18 protein-coding genes are annotated in these 16,543 nt (G+C 60.1%); 9 read left to right on the top strand and 9 right to left on the bottom strand.

The genetic code is table 11. The annotated features are described in order from the left end of the window. Window positions 1-47: 47 nt before the first annotated feature. Window positions 48-980: a chemotaxis protein CheV gene (locus JN756_RS27935; RefSeq protein WP_201021570.1), complete on the bottom strand. Its 933-nt coding sequence runs from the start codon at window positions 978-980 to the stop codon at window positions 48-50. A gap of 550 nt (window positions 981-1,530) precedes the next feature. Between JN756_RS27935 and JN756_RS27930 the strand changes: the two genes are divergently transcribed. After that, window positions 1,531-3,003 (top strand): hypothetical protein, encoded by a 1,473-nt coding sequence (locus JN756_RS27930; protein ID WP_201021569.1) that lies wholly within the window; start codon window positions 1,531-1,533, stop codon window positions 3,001-3,003. Then, window positions 2,985-3,644 carry an ankyrin repeat domain-containing protein gene (locus JN756_RS27925; protein ID WP_186355083.1) on the top strand — a complete coding sequence of 220 codons (660 nt, stop codon included), beginning with the start codon at window positions 2,985-2,987 and terminating at the stop codon, window positions 3,642-3,644. Before JN756_RS27930 ends, JN756_RS27925 begins: the two co-directional genes overlap by 19 nt. On the opposite strand, the gene JN756_RS27920 is transcribed toward JN756_RS27925, so the two are convergent. After that, entirely contained in the window at window positions 3,610-4,485 is an 876-nt protein-coding gene (locus tag JN756_RS27920; RefSeq protein ID WP_017847330.1) for a BrxR family helix-turn-helix transcriptional regulator, read from the bottom strand. The genes JN756_RS27925 and JN756_RS27920 overlap by 35 nt on opposite strands. A 119-nt stretch (window positions 4,486-4,604) precedes the next feature. Between JN756_RS27920 and JN756_RS27915 the strand changes: the two genes are divergently transcribed. Both JN756_RS27915 and JN756_RS27910 read left to right on the top strand, forming a co-directional pair. Beyond that, entirely contained in the window at window positions 4,605-4,862 is a 258-nt protein-coding gene (locus tag JN756_RS27915; RefSeq protein ID WP_079444752.1) for a hypothetical protein, read from the top strand. A 32-nt stretch (window positions 4,863-4,894) separates the two neighbouring features. Continuing rightward, window positions 4,895-5,089, top strand: a complete 195-nt coding sequence (locus JN756_RS27910; RefSeq protein ID WP_046381997.1) for a hypothetical protein — start codon at window positions 4,895-4,897, stop codon at window positions 5,087-5,089. A 10-nt stretch (window positions 5,090-5,099) separates the two neighbouring features. On the opposite strand, the gene JN756_RS27905 is transcribed toward JN756_RS27910, so the two are convergent. The 3 genes from JN756_RS27905 to JN756_RS27895 form a co-directional block, all read right to left on the bottom strand. Then, window positions 5,100-6,140 (bottom strand): NAD(P)-dependent oxidoreductase, encoded by a 1,041-nt coding sequence (locus JN756_RS27905; RefSeq protein ID WP_201021568.1) that lies wholly within the window; start codon window positions 6,138-6,140, stop codon window positions 5,100-5,102. Between the two features lie 248 nt (window positions 6,141-6,388). Beyond that, complete coding sequence (locus tag JN756_RS27900; protein ID WP_017847333.1) at window positions 6,389-6,952, bottom strand: histidine phosphatase family protein; 564 nt, start codon at window positions 6,950-6,952, stop codon at window positions 6,389-6,391. Next, window positions 6,949-7,986 (bottom strand): SDR family oxidoreductase, encoded by a 1,038-nt coding sequence (locus JN756_RS27895; RefSeq protein WP_201022329.1) that lies wholly within the window; start codon window positions 7,984-7,986, stop codon window positions 6,949-6,951. Before JN756_RS27895 ends, JN756_RS27900 begins: the two co-directional genes overlap by 4 nt. A 131-nt stretch (window positions 7,987-8,117) precedes the next feature. Between JN756_RS27895 and JN756_RS27890 the strand changes: the two genes are divergently transcribed. The 3 genes from JN756_RS27890 (at window position 8,118) to JN756_RS27880 (ending at window position 11,323) form a co-directional block, all read left to right on the top strand. Then, on the top strand, window positions 8,118-9,005 hold the full coding sequence (locus JN756_RS27890; RefSeq protein ID WP_017847335.1) for a LysR family transcriptional regulator: 888 nt from the start codon (window positions 8,118-8,120) through the stop codon (window positions 9,003-9,005). A 141-nt stretch (window positions 9,006-9,146) separates the two neighbouring features. Next, complete coding sequence (locus JN756_RS27885; RefSeq protein WP_057005099.1) at window positions 9,147-10,538, top strand: MFS transporter; 1,392 nt, start codon at window positions 9,147-9,149, stop codon at window positions 10,536-10,538. An 11-nt stretch (window positions 10,539-10,549) separates the two neighbouring features. Further along, window positions 10,550-11,323, top strand: a complete 774-nt coding sequence (locus JN756_RS27880; RefSeq protein WP_046382001.1) for an AraC family transcriptional regulator — start codon at window positions 10,550-10,552, stop codon at window positions 11,321-11,323. Window positions 11,324-11,419: 96 nt separating this feature from the next. On the opposite strand, the gene JN756_RS27875 is transcribed toward JN756_RS27880, so the two are convergent. The 4 genes from JN756_RS27875 to JN756_RS27860 all read right to left on the bottom strand — a co-directional run bounded on the left by JN756_RS27875 (window position 11,420) and on the right by JN756_RS27860 (window position 14,012). Then, window positions 11,420-12,160, bottom strand: coding sequence for an SDR family NAD(P)-dependent oxidoreductase (locus tag JN756_RS27875; RefSeq protein ID WP_046382002.1), 741 nt, complete (start codon window positions 12,158-12,160; stop codon window positions 11,420-11,422). Between the two features lie 29 nt (window positions 12,161-12,189). Then, window positions 12,190-13,020, bottom strand: coding sequence for a shikimate dehydrogenase family protein (locus tag JN756_RS27870; RefSeq protein ID WP_201021567.1), 831 nt, complete (start codon window positions 13,018-13,020; stop codon window positions 12,190-12,192). An 8-nt stretch (window positions 13,021-13,028) separates the two neighbouring features. Beyond that, a complete protein-coding gene (locus JN756_RS27865; protein WP_126587246.1) occupies window positions 13,029-13,211 on the bottom strand; it encodes a hypothetical protein in 183 nt (60 codons plus the stop codon). A gap of 87 nt (window positions 13,212-13,298) precedes the next feature. Continuing rightward, window positions 13,299-14,012 (bottom strand): FadR/GntR family transcriptional regulator, encoded by a 714-nt coding sequence (locus JN756_RS27860; RefSeq protein WP_046382004.1) that lies wholly within the window; start codon window positions 14,010-14,012, stop codon window positions 13,299-13,301. A 285-nt stretch (window positions 14,013-14,297) separates the two neighbouring features. Here JN756_RS27860 and JN756_RS27855 point away from each other — a divergent pair, with 285 nt between their 5' ends. Further along, on the top strand, window positions 14,298-15,539 hold the full coding sequence (locus tag JN756_RS27855; protein WP_052735750.1) for a branched-chain amino acid ABC transporter substrate-binding protein: 1,242 nt from the start codon (window positions 14,298-14,300) through the stop codon (window positions 15,537-15,539). A 59-nt stretch (window positions 15,540-15,598) separates the two neighbouring features. Continuing rightward, window positions 15,599-16,540: a branched-chain amino acid ABC transporter permease gene (locus JN756_RS27850; protein WP_046382005.1), complete on the top strand. Its 942-nt coding sequence runs from the start codon at window positions 15,599-15,601 to the stop codon at window positions 16,538-16,540. Window positions 16,541-16,543 lie beyond the last annotated feature (3 nt).

Here is a 16,543-nt window from a genome sequence, read left to right as displayed (position 1 = left end):
TCGTTTCCTTGCAGCCTCCTTGGCTTGAGTGTTGTTGTCGTAGAGCGTCAGTTCGTGTTGACGGCTTTGATACGTGAGACGACGCGGCCGGCCAGGTCATCGGGGCGGAACTTGGCCAGGAAGTCGTCGGCCCCGACTTTCTTGACCATGGCCTGGTTGAAGCCCCCCGAGAGCGAGGTGTGCAGCACAATGTGCAGGTTGGCCATGCGCGGGTCGCTGCGGATCTCGGCGGTCAAGGTGTAGCCGTCCATCTCCGGCATCTCGATGTCGGAGATCATCATCAGAAACTCCTCATCCGGCTTGCGCCCTTCGTCGAGCATGGCGCGCAGGTAGTCCAGCGCTTGTCGGCCATCGTTCAAGGCCACTACCTCGACGCCCACGGTTTCCAGGCAGCGGGTCACCTGTTTGCGCGCGACCATCGAGTCGTCCACGGTCAACACCCGCAGGTGTCGCGCCTGCTGGGTGACTTCGTGATCGATTACGCCGCTGGATATTTCCTCGGACGATGGCGATATTTCTGTCAGCACCTTTTCAACATCGATGATCTCGACCAGGCGGTCGTCCGTGCGGGTGACGGCCGTCAGGTAATTGTTCTCACCACTGCCCTTGGGCGGCGGATGGATGTCTTCCCAGTTCAGATTGACGATGTGTTCGACCGCGTAGACGAGGAAACCCTGAACGCGATTGTTGTACTCCGTAAGTATTATAAAAGCGCTTTCCTGATCCTCGACTCCGGGCAGTCCCGTTGCCATGGCCAGGTCAAGAATAGGGATGCAGACACCCCGGATATTGGCCACGCCACAAATATTGTTATTAGACTTTGGTATCGATGATAACTTCGGGCAGCGGATAACTTCACGAACTTTGAATACGTTGATCCCGTACAGTTGGTGGTTGTTGAAGCGGAACAGCAACAGTTCGAGCCTGTTCTGCCCGACCAGTTGTGTGCGGCTGTTAACGGAGGCCAATACACCGGTCATACACACTCCTTAAACCTGGTTGAACAGCGCTGATGTCGTAATGACATTAGCATATGTAGGGGGATGTAAAATATATGTGAAAATAAAAGAATGCCAGGCTTGGTCGTTAAAGCGATATGAAGTCAGCTGAATGTCTTTTCGCACAGTTGTTTTAAATGCTTAGTTGGCTAACTTATTGTTTGTTATTGTTGAGAATGATTTAGATCGAAGGTTTTAGATGATCTGCAACATTCGATAGTTCATATAGCCCAAGTCGGAGTCGAGGCATGACCGCCGCTGATGATCCTTGCGGGTGCCGGGCACATCGATCTCGCGCATGCGTTGCAAAGGCACGCCGATGCATAAGTCGATGGGCCGCGTGTAAACAGAAGCGGGGTGTCTGAACCGTTCATATGTCTGTTTCGGCCGAACCCTGGCGATGGTCGAGAAGCGTCTAGTCCGGGCCTGAGAACCTGCTCCATTTGTTTACCTGTACGGACAAACATCGTGGACGGGGTCGCTGATTTTGCTTAGGGTGTGGCCATTCGATATTACTGGCAAGGTGGTCTGCATGCAGCGCGAACAGTTCCTGGCGCAACCTGAAATTGAGTCCTTCATCGCATGGCTTGAAGCGAACTTGCCGACGCTGACCTTCAAGCTGCGCTTCAAGTCGAGCAAATTCGTGCCTGGCGGTTTGACGGCTGATGTCCAGGGCATCGAGCAGGTGCTGGGGCACTATCGCTGGAAGGCAAGCTGGCAGGATGCTCACCAATGCTCGGTGGATTCACGCACCTGGGCTGAAACCCAACGCTCTCTCGGGCAACTTCGCGAATGGCTGACGAGTGCGGTCAAACAGGGGAATGACCAGCAAGCGCTTCAAGCCTGCCTGCAGATTCTTCGTTGGGGCGGTGTGCGGGGCGCCATTCCGTTTTTGCACCGGCTGGCCGCAAACGGCAAGCTGTCGAGCTATCTGCAAAAGATGGCCGGGCTGATGTCGCTCGATGGCAAAAATGACCTGGATGATCTCGATGCGATCAGCGTCGAGCGTTTCGATGCGGGCCTGACCAAGATTCATGCGTTGTTTGATTCGTCGGGCTCCCCCATCTATGACAGCCGCGTCGGCGCAGCGATAGGCATGCTGTATTCACTGTTTCGCCAGCAATGGACGGGGAGCGGCAAACCCTTGCTGGCTTTCCCGTCCGGAGCCGCTCGTGGCAGCCAGATCCGCAACCCCGGAGCATTTTTGAACGGCCTGGCCGCGCCTCAGTTCTCTTCGATCAGCTATGAGACATGGGCCCGCTGGCAAGTGCGGTTGGGCTGGATTATCCGCGCCGTGCTCGAGCGCACCGGCTGGTTCGCCGAGCAAGGCGCGCTGCCTGCGCGGTGCCATGCGTTCGAGGCCAGCCTGTTTGTGCTTGGCTATGACCTGCGGTGCTTTGGGTGGACGCCTAAGTCAGCCGTGCCGGTGGTTGACCTGCCGGAACCCGAAGAACGTGACAGCACGGGCTGGGTGCCGACGGGGAACCCTTTCAGTCAGGTCATCAACGACTATCTGCTGTTCCGTCGCCAGGGTGGAAAAAGCGATAAAGCCTCGTTCGTTGACTGGTTGTCGATTCATCCGCACCACGCGCGTCCGATCTCGCGGGCTACCGCTCAGGACTACTGTTTTGCGTTTTCGATGCAGGAGTTCGACCTCTTCGACCGCTCACTCGAAGCGCTGGAGCGGATTGTCGCCGGTGGCGAGGACGGCTTGCGTGCCGTCTTGGCGAGCGAGGTGCTGGAGCCTTTCACCTTGGGCGATGAGCGCGTCAGCGTGTGTCTGGTAGACGTCATGATCACGGGGCGGGCGTATCAGCGAGAGTCGACCGGTGACGCGCGCGTCGAGTCGATCTTGAGCGCCGGGTACGCCGGCACGAAAAACAGCGCAAACACACTGATGGCCCTGGGACGCAACGTGGGCAAGCACTTCGGTCTGTTGGACGACAAGCATTTGCCTACGCCGCTCTTCGAGCGTTTCTTCGGCGCATGTTCGCTCGAGGCGTGACGCTCACGACGTTGTGTGTGGGGCGGCCGATCACTCTGTTTGAGCGCATCGATGATCGCGCCGAGCTTGGCCTCAGCGACTGGCACCTCTGCGTGCTGTTCGATGAGGCGCCGCCTCTCGATCCGTCCGGCTTGAATCAGCGCGACCTGGCGGGTGACACGCCGCTGGACATGGCTTACCGGCTGAACCGCAGCGGCCTGATCGACACGCTGGAGTCACTCGGCGCCCAGGGCAACCCGCAGATTCGCGGCTGGGCCGGCCTGGGCAGCTTCATGCCCCACGACAAATACATCCACCTGCCTGCGCGATACGGCAATGTCAAAACCCTGCAAGCCCGCTACCGCCTGGGTGCCAGCCTCAATGACCGCGATGGGCTGGGGAACACGCCACTGCATTGGCTGCTGCTCAATGGCCACTTGAAGGCCGCGCGGTACTTCATCGACCGCGCCATGACGTTCGGTCTTGATCTGGGCGCGAAGAATCACCAGGGCAATACGCTGCGCAATATTGCTCTGCTCAACGGCCAGCATGAACTGGCACAGCGCTTACTCGCGGCCGAGATCGACAATTGCCTGCGTGCGCTGCGCCTCTGGCAGGACATGCGCCTCAATCATGCATCAACCACGGTCTCAACTCTTTGAGATTGGTGACCACGATCTGCTGGGCCTCGGGGTTGGTCGCCTGGTTGCGCGGGTCGACCTGATAGCGGCGCAAGACGTACTTCACCAGTGCCTTGCGACTGGACACCACCAGTTGCCCGTCGGTCATGCCGAAGTCGGTTTCGATGATGGCCTGCTGCGCCGCGTTCAAGCGGCCATCGGGGGCGAAGATGATCGGCACTTCGGTATTCCAGTCTTCGTCCAGTTCCCGTGTGTTCTGCGACGCGTCGAGCAGGTCCGGCTCACCGCGCAGGCGGCTCAGCACAAAGTCGCGGTACTGCCGATTCTTCTCGCAGTAAGCGCGCACATGCCAGCGCATCCCGGTGTACACCAGGGTGTGAGGGGCAATCAGGCGGATTTCCACGTTCGGGGTATTGAGCGATACGTACTCGGTCTCCAGGCGTAGACCGTCGCGGCATGCCGCGAGCAAGGGGCGCAGGATCTCTGGCCGGATCGGCCGGTCCGGCACTTCGAGCACCTTGGTATGGGCATATGCCAGGGCCAGGCCTTCGATGTGCGGCGCCCGTTCATTGTTCTGGTAAAGCAGGTGCAGGTAGGCACTGGCGCTGTCATCGATGAACAGCGGCTTGAAGTGTTTGCTCGGTACATAGCCCTTGCGTTGCTTGTCATATGTCAAGTTTCGGGGCGCATGTTCATTGATGTAGGTATTGATGTCCTTGGAGGCTTGCTGGCGGCTGATGCCGAAGCTCTGGATCAAGTGCCCCGTGGTCAGGCGGCCTTCCCACCAGGCGACGGTCTCGATCAAACGATAGCGAAGTGCCAGGTCCCAGCGCACTTGTTCGATGGATTGCTTGCGTTTCATACCTGCTCCATGTGCGTGAATACTTTACCTGTATAAGTCTACATTCTAGACCTGTCGTAAATCACTACATATCGTGTCGCTGTCTTCGGAATATCTCGAAGGGATGGAAGGATGTGAACATGAGTATGTCGGAAGTGGTTTCGACGGGGGCATTGGCGGTGATGGGGATCATCCTGCTGGTGCTGGTACAGCATTGTTTGAAGTTGAGCGAGCTTTGGAAAATGGTTGCCCATTATCAGAAGGATCTGCGTTTGGCGCAGATCTTGGACATGGAAAACCGCGAGCTGCGGTCGGCGTTGCGCGCCGAGCGAGAACACGTCGCGCAGCTGCAGCGCAAGCTGGAATTGCTGCAAGCGCTGCTCCCGGTCACAGAATAATCCGCAGTATCGCCATCCAGGAGAACCCATTCATGCCGATAAAACCCAGACCCTTCACCTTTGTGTGTGAAGACTGCAAGTGGAAGAAAACCATTGCGCCGCGCAGTGACGCGCTGATGCCCGGCGACTGGTTCGCGAGCTGTCCGAAGTGCGGCAGCACGGCCTTGAAAATGCGCGCGGCCGGGTGGCTGGAGGCAGCGCTGGCGGAGTGTGTGGCGCGGCGGTAGGCGTCGACAGCTACAGGCTGAACGCGTGGATCTTGTCGACGATCTGGCGTGAAGCCGTCCTGATTGCCGTTGCGGTATTGCCCGCGATATGCGGCGTCAGTTGTGCGTTGGCAATGCCTGCCAGCGGTGAGTTGAAGCGGTCCTTTTCTTGGGCAAAGGTATCGATGGCGACTGCTTTGATATGCCCGGGAAAGCGGGTCACGAACGCTGCCAGTTGGTCCTCGTCGACGATGCCACCGCGGGCGGTATTGATCAGGATCGAGCCCGGGCGCATCTGGCTGAACGCTGTACTGCCGAACAGGCCCCGTGTGAGCGGCGTGAGTGGTGTATGGATCGAGACGACATCGGCTTCGCCGAGCAACTGCGAGAGGGTTGGTCTTCGATCAAGCCCAAGGTCCCGTGCGACCTGATCGGTAAAGCGCTCCGAACCGGTGGCGATGACCTTGATGCCGAGTGCCCGCGCCTTGCGAGCGACCTGTTGGGCAATGCCGCCAGTGCCCACCAGCCCCAGCGTCAGCTCGGAGAACTCCTGGCCGGGAGGTAGGCTGCCCTTGGACCAGTGGCCTTTATGGGTTTCGGTGTTGTAGTGGCTGAGGTCCCTGGATAAAAACACCGCTTGGGCCACCACGTATTCAGCGACGGCCGTGGCGTTGGAACCTGGTGTGTTCAGTACCGTCACGCCAGTGCGCTCGGCCTCTTGCCGGTCGATGTGGTTAAGCCCCACGCCTGCCTGGGCGATGGCGCGCAACGGTGTTGCCAAGGCAGGGGAGGCGGCGGCGCTGATCAGTTCGCCATCGAGGGGGATGTTCAGGCGCGTCTTGAACACGCTGTAGCCCCCGGCCTGGATTACCGCCGCGATGAAGGCGGACTTGTCGTGGCAATTGATCTGGGCGTATTGAATGCGCTCGCCGTAGTGGTTCCTGATGCCGTCCTGGTCGGTGAAATAATGAAGGTTCAGGGTGACGGCCAGCCCCAGTTCAAGGAATCGGTCGATTTCCTCAAATAGCAGCGGCGGGCCAGGGGCGTCCAGTATCAGGGTGGTGAATGCCATGCGCGTGATCCTCTTGAAAGAGTGCCTGAGTCCCTCGGCCACCTCGATGACGTCCTTGTTCGCACTCCACCATAGAGCGTGAAGCCGCGTTATTCACGTTCCAGGCATAACGGGAGCGTTGTCCGCGCTTCTGAGAGTGAGGCTCCTTTTGGCCGTAGCCGAAGCACTGCACTTCACACGCGTAGCAAAGACACTGTATCAGGGCGGTGTGCCACCTGGACGGTTGCGTGCGCTCAGCCGATCACCGTCTATACACCAGCGTATTGATACACCGTCGCGCTCCAATATTGGCTGCCATTGTGCTGTTGGCGGGTCCAACCGTCTGCGAGCAGGTGTTTGGCGATCATTCGATTCATCACGCCATGACCGAGCAGCAGAACCGGCCCTTCACCGGCGAGGGACTGCAGTCGTTGAGCGGCCGTGTTGGCGCGCAACCTTGCGGCGCCAGCGGATTCGATATTGCGTGAGTAACCGCACAGCCATAAGACCCGGAAGATAAATGCCCAGGTAAACGGCGATAGCCGCGGCAATCGCCAACGGCCATAAGGCAGTTGCGCTTCGCAGAAAAGCGCGTCGACGACAGCAGGCTTCAGCCCGAGCACCTCGACCGAGGTCAGCGCACGAGGCGCGCTGCTTGAAACAACCAGGGTGGCGGCTGCGGCGAGTTGCTGGCTGGCGTCCGGAGCCGGATGGCGGATGATTTCGGATCGGTTGTATTGCTCGATCCAGTCTTTCATCTCGAACATTGAGATTCTTTCGCGCGCGGCCATCTTGGGCTGGCCGTGACGCATCAGGATGATGGTTTTGCTCATCGTGTGTTTTCGTCCTTGTTTGGCTTAACCACGCCATGTTTCCGATACCACGCCACAGTGTCAGAAACGGTCTGCTCCAGCACTCGAAAACTTAGGCCAAGCTCCTGTTCGCTCTTGTGGTGGTTAAAACAGGTACGGTGCTCCTCTCGTATCAATAGGCGCAACGTCGCCATGCTCAGCAAAATAGGCTTGCCGGTAACGCGCGCGTAAACCTCCTGCACCGCCGCCAACAGGTACAGCGCGGGTACTGGCAGTTGCCGAACAGGGGTTTTGACGCCCGCGATACGCCCCAGCACAGGTACCAACTGGCGCATGGTCAAGTTGCGACCGGCCGCGAGGTAGCGCTCTCCTCGCCGCCCATGTTTGGCTGCGGCGATCTGGGCACATGCCACATCGCGGGCATCGACCACGGAGAAGGTGCCGGGGATCAGCCCGGGTAACTTGCCGTTGATCACGTCCTTGACCAATTGTCCGGAGGAGGTCGGGCCCATATCGCCCGGGCCCCACATCCAGCCGGGCAGCACCATGCAGGCATGCATTTGGGGATGGGTTTCAAGGAACGTCAAGACGATACGCTCGGCGAGGATCTTGCTGCGATAGTAGTCATCCGCATCGGCTTCGGCCCGCAGGCATGTCTCGTCGATAGAGGTGCCGGGGGCTCCGTCGAGCACGGCAATCGACGAGGTATGCACGAAGCGGCGGACCCCCGCGCGATAGGCCTGGTGAAGCAGGGCTTGCGTACCGGCGACATTGATCTTTTCGAGCGCTTCCCAGTGGCTGCCGCCCTTGTAGTTATCGCGAAAGAACGCTGCGGTATGAAACACCGTATCGCAGCCTTGCAACGATGTTGCGAACGCGTCGGTGTCGGCCATATCGCCAACGACCAGTTCCACGCTCGGCAGGTCGTTGAACTGCTGCTCACCCTTGGCCCGTGAGCGGACCAGGGCTTTGACGGCGTAGCCGTGTGCGACCAGTTCCCGCACCAGGTTGTTGCCCAGCAAGCCGGTTGCGCCAGTGACGAATGCATTGCGCATGGGGTCCATAGTCATACATTTCATTCCAGTCGTTTCGAAGGCCGGTAGATATACCGTTGAGGCTGCGCCTGAAAAACAGCGACTACTGCATAATGGCTTTGCATATATGCAAACCCTGGAGGATGGGAGGTATGGCGTTGCAGGCAAATTGGGACGATCTTCGTCTGCTGTTGGCGGTCTCGCGGCGTGGCAGTTTTCTTCAAGCTGGCCAGTTGCTGGGGATCGCGGCGTCTACCGTGTCCCGTCGCCTGACCCAGCTGGAAGCGGCCCTGGGTGAGCCGCTCGTTGAGCGCGGCGTTGAAGGCTGCTGGTTGACCTCGCGGGGCCAAGCCCTGGTGGACGTCGCGGTGGCAGCAGAGGCGGGCTTGAGGCGTCAGACGGCGGCGGAGTTGTCCGGGGAACACGCAGCGCTATGTGGCAGCGTGCTGGTCAGTGCCGGCGAGGGGTTTTCTTCTTGTGTGCTGGACGCCGCGAGCCGGTTTACGGCCCTGCATCCGCGCTGTTCCGTGGAGTTACTGGTCGCCACCGACTTTCACAAGATCGTCCGCGGGGTGGCGGATATCGCCATACGCACAGCGCACCTGGGCGAGCCATCGTTGATTTATCGACCCATCGGCAAGCTCGCCTATGGCGTCTTCGCTGAGGCCGGGTACCTGAAGCGATCTCCCGGAGTGACCCTGGCTACGGCGGTCAACATCGCCTTGCTTCCTCCGCTGGATATGTTGCCTCAAATGCGTGCCGCAAAGGCTGCGGGCCTGGACCGTGCGCAAATCAGCGTGAACTCGTTCGCCGTCCAACTGGAGTCGGTGCGGCAAGGCATGGGCGTGGCTGTACTGCCGCGTATTCTGGCGAAGGGCCTGACGGAGTTGTTCCCGGAGCTGGAACTTCCAGAGATGGAGGTCTATCTGGTAACCCGGCCTCAGGCGTTGAAACAGGCGCACATCAGATGTTTCTTCGACATTCTGGAGCAGGTATTGCTCGAAGTCCTCTGCGTCGGCACGCATCAAAGGGCGAGCTGACAACGTCGCAGTGCGGATCGCGAAGAGGCACCGCTGATGGTTCTCGTCCGTTTCAGTCGATGAGTTGTCTTGACGGAACATTTCGCTCATCCAGGCGGTTACGTAACCTGATCCCAGGTAAATGCCGTGAAGGGATCGGTTATGAAGAGTGTTACTCGCGCCTCTTTGCGAGATGAGAATGATCATGTGCAGCGCCAACGCTCGCTGAGCGTTCTGGCGGTGCTCGTCGTGTTGTTTCTCGCGGCGATGGACAGTACTGCTGTCAGCACGGTACTGGCGCAGATCAATGCGCAAATGCAGGACGCGACGCTCTATCCCTGGGTGGTCTCAGGCTTCCTGCTACCCCTGGCACTCATTGCCCCGCTGGCCGGCGCACTGGCGGATCGGTTCGGGGTTTCGTCGATGATGAAGGTCAGCCTGCTGATCTTCATCGCCGCGTCGGCGCTGGTTGCCGCTAGCCAGAGCATGGTCATGCTGATTGCCGGCAGAGCGCTGCAAGGCGTCGGGGCGGGTGGCATCATCGTTCTTTCCTACTCGATGCTGGCGTCGCTCTTCGACGGGCCCAAGCGTGCCAGCATGCAGGGCATGCTCAGCAGTGTCTGGGGGCTGGCGGCTGTGTTGGGCCCGGTTGCCGGTACGGTGCTGGGCAACACCCTGAGTTGGCGCTGGGTATTCTGGCTCAATCTGCCGCTGGGCTGTTTGGCATTGGCGGTGTTGTGTTTCACACCAGCTATCGGTCGAGGTCAATCGACCAGGACGGTAGACCCGATAGCGCAGGGCCTTTTGGCCATTGCTGCTTGTGCGGGGCTGTTCATGTTGAGCAGTCAGCGTCTGGATATGATCCCATACCCGATAGCGACGCTGGCGTTTGTGGTGCTCATCAGTCTGGTCGCGCTGATAGCTCGCGTGCGTCAGGTACCTGCCGGTAGCCCAGTGCCGTTTGGTTTCTTTGAACGGCCTGCACTGGGAGCGGTCATGGCGTTGGTGGTGATCTCCAGTATCGGCTTGTACGCCACGGTCAGCGTGTTGCCAATTGCCCTGAGCCATTCGCCGGGCAGCGCATTGTCGACCGGCGGGCTGATCATGCTGGCCGCGTTGGGCTGGGTAGGCGGTGCCACCGTCTGTGGCAAGCGTCTGGCGAATGTCGGGTTCAAGTCCATGGCTATCGTTGGGATGGCCATGCTGATGCTCGGTTGTCTGGGGGTGGCTGCGGGGTTGCACTGCTCGCAGTGGCTGCTGATGGGCATCGGTCAGATTCTGGTCGGGCTGGGTATGGGCTTTACAGCCACAACGACCCTGGTACTCGCACAGAACAGCGCCCCGCCTGATCAGTTGGGAGCCTATACCTCCACGGTGCAGTTTCTGCGCAACCTTGGCGCGGCGTTTGGCGTCAATGCACTGGTGGCTGTTGCGTTGTACCTGCCGCCAGACCAGTCCTACCCGGACACGTTCCTGTTGCTTGGTCTTTTGATGGCACTCGGTTTACTCTTTGCCTTCAAGCTGCCTGCGCGCGGTGGACCGCAGAAAGGGTAAGCAGAGTCGCAATGAGTTTCGTCGACCTGGATCACACCGCACTGGTTGTTGAACGGCAGTTAACCAAGCTGCCCGAGGCGGAGCGTCATGCTCATCAACACCCCTTCGGGCAGTTTGTGTTAGTCAAAAACGGTGTGCTTCATGGCAACGCCATCGAGCAACGCTGGTTGCTCAAACCGGGAATGGCGGTCTGGATTCCGCCACAGACCTTGCACTCGGGCGAGGCGTATAACCCGGTAGACCTCACGGTCTTGTACCTTGACCCTGACCTGTGCAAACACATCTCCCCGAGCGTCAAGCTGATCGATGCATCCCCGCTGATCATCGCCCTGTGCGAGCGGTTGGCCGAGCAGGGCACTCGACCGCTTTGCGAACAACGGCGCGCCTGCATGTTGCAGTTGTTGTTCGAGGAGATCGAAGAGCGGGTGCCCAGCAACATGGTCCTGCCTTTGCCGAGCGACGCACGGCTCAAGCGTGTGGCCGAGCAACTGATCGCCAGGCCTGGGATGCGCAAGAGCCTGACCGAATGGGGGCACGAGGTAGGCGCTACGGAGCGGACGCTGGCGCGGCTGTTTCGCAAGGATACCGGATTGCGCTACACGGACTGGCACAACCGCCTGCTCCTCGTGGAGGCATACCGCGGCCTGGCAGGCGAACACTCCAACGAGACCCTGGCGCAGCACCTGGGATTTGCGTCGGGGGATTCCTTTGGTCATTGGTTTCGGCGCATCACCGGCAGCAGCCCAGGCAAGGTGCGTAGCTCTTTGCAGGTTGCCAGCGCGTAAGTGCGGCCGCTGGCCCCATGAGCCCGCGCCCCTGAAGGGCGCGCGCTCATTTCTCGCTTGACCGCTCAACGGGCAAAAAAACGAGGCGCGCAAGGCTCATCCGGCGATGTACAGTCCGCCGTTCACGTGCAGTACTTCGCCGGTCATGAAACTTGAGCCGTTGCTGCATAGAAAGGCGATCACCGAGGCGATTTCGCTCGGTTGACCCAGGCGTTTGAGCGGGGTCTGCTCCACCGAATCGCTGCCGCGGCTCGCGATCAGGTGCTGGGTCATCGGGGTTTCGATGATCCCGGGGGACACCGCGTTCACCCGGGTCTGCGGCCCCAACTCCCGCGCCAGGGCGCGGGTCAGGCTCAGTAGGCCGCCCTTGGAGGCGCCATAGTGCGCGTTAGAGAACGCCCCCCGATGTGCGGCCACCGAGGTTAGGTTGACGATTGCGCTGTTGGCACGCAGTACCGGGATTGCCCGCTGGCACAGGTAGAACACGCCGTCGAGGTTGATGCCCAGCGTTTGGCGCCATTGCTCATCGGTCATTTGGCGAATCGGCTGCGACTGGTACAAACCGGCCGATGGCACCAGGAAGTCGATGCCGCCGAAGCGTTCGACGGCCAGTTGCACAGCCTTGGCCGAATCGGCAGGGTCGGCCGCATTCATCCGCAGGGTGGCGACGCGCTCGCCGCTGGCGTCCAGTTCCCGGGCGAAATCCGCCAGGCCGTCGCCGTCCAGGTCGGCGAGCACCATCGAGGCGCCGTACTGATAGAACAGCCTTGCCACTTCGCGGCCGATGCCACCGTTGGCACCCGTCAGCAGCAGGACGCGATTGTTGAAATCGTACATGGTCGTTGTCTCCGAAAGAGTGCCTGGGTTCATGGGCCGAGAATGCGCGCCAGATGTTCGTGTTGCAGGTCAACGCCGAGAAAACGACAGATCTGCACGATCTGGCCATAGATCATGTGTTGTCCATGGTGAACGCGGCAGCCGCGCAGCCGAGCCGCGGCCAACAGGGGGGTGTCGCCGGCGCGCATCACGGCTTCGCAGACCAGGGCATCAGCCCGCAGAGTGCTGGGGTCCAGCGGCAGGGCATCGTCGTCCTTGAGGCCCAGGGAGGTGGCGTTGATGATCACGTCGAAGTCCTGCGCATTGCCGTCGCTGATGCTTAGCTCGACCTTGGGGAACTGCGTTTTCAGGCGTTCCAACAGCGCTTCGGCGCGGGCAGGGGAGCGATTGTAGATCGCTAGCCGTGCCGGTTCCTGCCGGGCAATCGCTGCGGCGATCGACTTGCCGGCGCCACCGGCGCCCACCAGCAGCACGCGTTTGCCTTCCAGCCTATGACCTTGCTGATGCAGCCCGGCGAGCATGCCTTCGCCGTCGAAGTTGCCACCGATCAAGCGGCCGCTCTCGGGGTCGATCCGCACCGCGTTGACCGAGCCGACCTGACGTGCGGTCTCGGTCAGTTCGTCGCAGTATTCAACGATGCTTTCCTTGTACGGGATGGTCACTACCAGGCCGTGCAGATTGGCGATGCCGGATACGCCGAGCAGCACCTTGTGCAGGTTCGACCCTTGCACGTGCAGCGGCACGCAGACCAGGTCGAGGCCCTGGTTGGCAGCACTGTGGTTGATCACTTGCGGGGTTTTTACATGGGCGATCGGATCGGCAACGATGCCGATCAGTTGCGTCTGGCCACTGATGTGCATGGGAAACCTCAACGGTAGGAGTGGGTACGGGCGGTCGTGCCGAGGCGCTTCTCATAAAGAGCCGGGCCGAAAAAGGGATCGAGTGGAAGCTGGAATACCGCGGGGTGGGCGGTCGTGCCGAGGGCAGGAGGGGTGTCGGAGGTGCGGATCAATGAAGCCAATGCTTGTAACAGTGCGCTGATAGAACTCATGAGCAGTAACCTGTCTGACATATTTTATTGTTGTCTGACAGGATGGTAGAAGGCTTCGCTTTTCGGTGTCAAGGGTGCTGCCGGGAATCAGGCCTGCAGGTACATGTTCATCCGCTTGGCGGCATTGCGCAGATGGCGCTCGGCGGCTTCGCCGGCCAACACCGGATCACGGGCCTGGATGGCCTGGAAGATGGCCTGGTGCTCGTCCTGCACGTCCTGGATCAGCTCGTTGTAGATTTCGGCGGTGTTGCTGCGAGCTTCGCGAATCAGGCGCCGGACGCTGTGGTCGAGGTACTCGTTGAGCGATTTGAAATGCGGGTTGTGCGTGGCCGCGACAATCGCCTGGTGGAAGGCATAGTCTTCTTCGTCCCCCAGTTGATCATTGACCATGGCGTATTCCATACCAACCAGTGCCTGGCGAATCTTCTTCAGGTCTTCGGGGGTGTGGCGCAAGGCTGCCAGGCGCGTGGCGCCCACTTCAATGGTGATCAGGAATTCGAGGATATGCAGCAATGCGTCCCCTTCACCCAGCGAGACTGCTTTCAAGCGAAACGCATGGCGCTCGCCGCGCTTGGCGACGAAGGCACCCTTGCCTTGCTGAGTGGTGATCAGCTCTTCGAACTTGAGCTGCGACAAGGCTTCGCGCACCACCGCCCGGCTGACCGAAAACTGTTCGCACAGTTGCCGTTCGCTGGGCAGTTGATCGCCAGTGGCCAGCCGCCCGGATTGGATCTCGCCACTGAGCCAGTGAACGATTTCCATGGGCAGGGGCTGGTTGGGGTGCGCGTTGTCGCTTTTCATGGTTCGGTCCTCTGCCAGGGGGCAGCACGGGTGCGGGCATTGATGTGATGAGCTGTTGATAGTGACGGATTGAGCTGTGGTCTTACAAGTGTTTGAAAAAATAATCCAGGGTGGAGTTGTCTGTTTTAAAGGCCCGCAGGTGCATTTATAAAAAATAAATGCATAAAACGTGGTAGGAGTGCTTTGACTTCGCGGCAGGCTTGACGTAATTTTCGCCAACTGGTCAGACATGTGCTTGCTGATGTACTACCAGATTGCAAATAACAATAAAAATTCGAGGTTTCCATGCACACCAAGACCACGCTGCGTCTGCTCACCCTCGGCACGACCCTGTTCGCCGGTATCGCCTGCGCTGATCCTTTGAAAGTGGCGTTGGTCGAGACCCTGTCGGGGCCGTCGGCCGCCACCGGGCAAATGTTCCGCGCCGCCACGCGTTTTCAGATCGAACGGCTGAATGCCGAGGGCGGTTGGAACGGCGAACCGATCCAGCTCCTCGAGTTCGACAGCCAGGGGACCCCCGCGGGCGCCTCCGAGAAACTCAAGGCCGCCATTGGCAGCGGCGCGCAAATGATTGTCCAAGGGGCTTCGTCAGTGGCTGCCGGGCAGATCACCGAAGACGTGCGCAAGTACAACCTGCGCAATAAGGGCAAGGAGGTGGTGTTCCTCAACGTCGGCGGTGAAGCGCTTGAACTGACCGGCAGCAAATGCCACTTCTATCACTTCCGTTTCAACGGTAACGCACCGATCCGGGTCAAGACCCTGGTCGCGGCAATGAAAGAGGCGGGCACCCTGGGCAGCAAAGTCTATTCCATGAACCAGAACTACAGCTGGGGCCAGGACATGGAAAAATCCATCACTGAAAACGCCGCGGCTGGCGGTTATCAGTTGGTGGGTAAAAGCCTGCACGACACGCAGAAGGTGCAGGATTTTTCGCCCTATATCGCTCGCATCCAGGCCTCCGGCGCAGAAACCGTGCTGACCGGCAACTGGGGCAACGACCTGTTGCTGCTGATGAAAGCCAGCCGCGCCGCCGGCCTGAAGCTGCGCTTCGGCACGGCCTTTCTCGATCAGCCGGGCAACCTCGCCAACGCCGGCGATGTCGCGCTGGGGCACTACGTTTCCCACCCGTTCAACATTGAGGCGGCGGGCGAGCAGGGCGAAAAATTTGCCAGCGAGTATCAGGCCAAGACCGGGCACCTGCCAGCCTACATCGAGCCACAGACGGTATTTGCCTTGCAGATGGTCGGCAATGTGCTGAAGAAGCTGCCGGCCGAAGATGGCCGTCTCAATACCCGCAGTTTCGCCCTGGCCCTGGAACAGGCCAGCGACCGCAACCCATTGGGTGACGTGCGGATGCGTGCCGAGGATCACCAACTGCTGATGCCGTTCGTGGTGTCGGTGGTGTCGAAGGAGGCGCGCTACAAGGTTGACGGCACCGACATGGGCTTTGTGCCGATCAAGTCGTTCAGTGCCGATGAAGCCGCAGCGCCTGTCCAGGATGCCTGCCGGATGCAACGACCCGAGTGACGCCGCCTGGCGTGCCGAGCGGCACGCCTTCCTGCCCATCGCGAACGCTGGAGTCGCCTATGGAATTTCTCACAGTTTCACTGCTTAACGGCGTGATCTACGGCCTGCTGCTGTTTATGGTTTCCGCCGGCCTGACGCTGATTTTCGGCATGATGGGCGTGCTCAATTTCGCCCATGCCTCCTTCTATATGGTGGGCGCCTACCTGGCCTACACCCTGCAGAAGGTTGTCGGCTTCACGACTGCGGTAGTGCTCTCGACCGTGCTCGTGGGCCTGCTCGGCGTGATCGTCGAGCGCTTCTTCCTGCGCCGCGTACACAAACATGGCCATGCTCATGAACTGCTGCTCACCTTCGGCCTGACGTTCATCATTGCTGAACTGATCAAGTTGTTTTACGGCAACTTTTCCGTCGAATACCGAGTTCCAGAGTTCCTCAACTTTGCCGCCTTCCAGGTGTTCAGCACCGACTATCCGTTCTATCGCTTGTTGATGGGTGTGGTCTCGCTGCTGGTGTTCGGCCTGATCTACCTGCTGTTGACCCGCACTCGGGTCGGCATCGTGGTGCGGGCGGCGATTCATCGTCCACAAATGGCCGAGGCCCTGGGGCACAACGTCCCGCTGGTGTTCATGGCCGTGTTCGGCATCGGCGCGGCACTGGCCGGCCTGGCCGGGGCTCTGGCTGGGGCGTTCTACACCACCAACCCGAACATGGCCCTGGAGCTGGGGGTCATCGTGTTTGTCGTGGTGGTGGTTGGCGGCCTGGGTTCGATGGCCGGGGCCATGATCGCGTCGCTGCTGATCGGGCTGATTTCTTCGTTCGCAGTGGGTGTGGACCTCAGCCTGGCTTCACTCCTGGGTTTGCTGGGGGCAGGTGACTGGGCGCAGCAGATGGGCGGGTTGATGACCCTCAAGGTATCCAGTGTGGCGGCAACCATTCCGTTTGCGCTGATGCTGCTGATTTTGCTGATCCGGCCGTCCGGGTTGATGGGCGAGAAGGGGTAAACC

Origin of the sequence: Pseudomonas sp. Y39-6, assembly GCF_023651955.1 — a bacterium.
Lineage (GTDB): Bacteria > Pseudomonadota > Gammaproteobacteria > Pseudomonadales > Pseudomonadaceae > Aquipseudomonas > Aquipseudomonas veronii.
This window is presented reverse-complemented; position numbering and strand designations above follow the sequence as displayed.